The sequence below is a fragment of the Paenibacillus sp. BAC0078 genome (assembly GCF_054483875.1).
This window is the reverse complement of sequence record NZ_JBTLRW010000049.1, coordinates 1-2338: the sequence shown is the minus strand read 5'-3', so window position 1 is coordinate 2338 and position 2338 is coordinate 1. Positions and strand designations below refer to the sequence as shown.

Below are 2338 nucleotides of genomic sequence, written 5' to 3'. Positions count from 1 at the left end.
CTCCGTATCTAACTCCCCTGCGATCTCCAGCGCCCACGGGATGTTGTAGCCAATCCCCTCCGCGTCCAGCTGACTGACCACGTACAGCCGCTGCTGTGCAGGCGAGGCCGGATACCACTTGCGCCGTTCCGCCTTGCCGATCGCCTCGTAGCCCACTTTGGTAGCCGCCGCTTCCAAATACCCCGCGAGCGCCTCCACCGTTGAGCTTGCGAACACTTCACTCAACGGCACGCTCGCGTCCAATTCCTTCTGGATGCGCGACACCAGCTGCGTCGCTTTAAGCGAGTGGCCGCCCAGCTCGAAGAAGTTGTCCCGGATGCCCACCGGCTGCGACAGGCCAAGCACGTCCTGCCAAATCTCCGCCAGCTTCGCTTCCGTCTGGCTCCGCGGCGCGACGTATTCGCTTCCGGCCTGCACCAGCCCTTGCGGCTCCGGCAGCGCCTTCCGGTCCACCTTCCCGTTGGCCGTCAGCGGAATCCGTTCCACTTCCACTACGTACGACGGCACCATATACTCCGGCAGGCTGCGCTTCAAATACGCACGCAACTTGGATGCATCGAAGGCTCCGCCGCTCACCACGTACGCGCACAGGTAAGCTTCGCCCCGCTCGTCCTTCCGGGCGACGACCACCGCTTCCTTCACATCCGCGTGCTGCAGCAAGCCGTGCACGATTTCGCCCGTTTCAATCCGGTATCCCCGGATTTTCACTTGCTCGTCGATCCGGCCCATGTACTCCAGGTTCCCGTCCGGCAGCCATCTGGCCAAGTCTCCCGTCCGGTACATCCGCTCACCAGGTTCGAATGGGTTCTCCACAAACTTCTCGGCCGTTAGCTCTGGACGGTTCAAGTATCCCCGCGCCAAGCCGTCCCCTGCGATACACAGCTCCCCCGGTAACCCGATTGGTTGGAGGCCCCCTTGTCTATTCAAGATATACGCTTTCACATTCGCTATAGGAGTTCCGATCGGTACGTTCCCTTGCTTTGTAATCTCATTATATTTCCATGTCGTTGCACATACCGTCGCTTCAGTTGGACCATAAGCGTTTATTAACAATTCCGTTTTGTCATGCCATTTCCTCATCAACTCAGGCGTACTTGCCGAGCCCGCCAGGATCAGCAGTCTCAACGATGCAAGTCGATCCGGATTTACATGCATTGCGTAAGTCGGAGGCAATGTTACCACCGTAATTTGACGCTGGCTCAAGTAGCTCTCAAATTGCTCATGCTGTTTGATCGTCTCCTCGGAAAGCACGTGCAAGCTGGCTCCCGTCAACAACGCCATAAACATTTCCCACACCGATGCATCGAAACTCAAGCTCGCAAAGTATGCAACTTGATCGCTTGGAACCAATCGAAATGATTGCTTAAAGAGCTCGCTTAAATTCAATACGCCTCTATGCTCGACCATGACACCTTTCGGCTGTCCCGTCGATCCCGACGTGTAGATGACGTACGCCAGATCGTTTGGACCGCTTGCGGCTGGCAGGTTCGCCGATTCTCCTGCATACAGCGACACATCCGCCAGGTCCAGCACGGTTCCATCATACTCTTGCGGCACTTCCGCTTTCCCGTAAACGAGCAGAAGATCGGTGCCGCTGTCTTCCAGCATGTACGTAATCCGCTCCGCCGGATACGCCGGATCGATCGGCAAGTATGCCCCGCCCGCCTTCAGAATCGCGAGAATCCCCACGATCATCTCCACCGAGCGCTCTGCCATAATCCCCACGATCCACTCCGATCCGACGCCGCGCAACCGCAGCTTATGCGCCAACTGGTTCGCCTTTGCATTCAGTTCCCCATACGTCATTCGTTCAGACTTGAATACGACCGCCTCGGCTTCCGGCGTTCGCTCCGCCTGTTCCTCGAACAGCGCGCAGATCGTCTTATCCTTCGGATACTCCGCCTTCGTGTCGTTGAACGTCTCCAGCAGCTGGCGCTTCTCTTCTTCCCCAGCCAGCTCGATTTCGTCCAACCTCATGCCCGGCCTTGCTGCCACTTGCTCCAGAATGGTCTCCAAATGGCTGATCACGCGCTCCATGTTAGCTCTGCGATGTTCCGACCCATTGAAATCGATTTTGATACCGAGCCGGCTCGCCTGTACATACATCATGACGCTTAACGAATAATTGGTATGCTCGAAACTGTGAATATTCGTGATCTGGAAAGCCTGATCCTCAGGCTGACCGTTAGCTTCATAGATTTCCGGATAGTTTTGAAAGATAAACAGGTGATCGATCAAGTTTTGTTTCAGTTCCGATTGCGCCTGAATCTCGGCCAAAGAGATATATCCAACCTTCTCCGAATCGAGGGCTCGCTGCTGTAACCGTTTCACTGTCTCG

General features: G+C 56.2%; 1 protein-coding gene. It reads right to left on the bottom strand.

The window, feature by feature from the left end; all coding sequences use genetic code 11:
- The coding region (locus ACX1DY_RS31320) for a non-ribosomal peptide synthetase (protein WP_458968029.1) at positions 1-2338 on the bottom strand (2338 nt) is incomplete at both ends.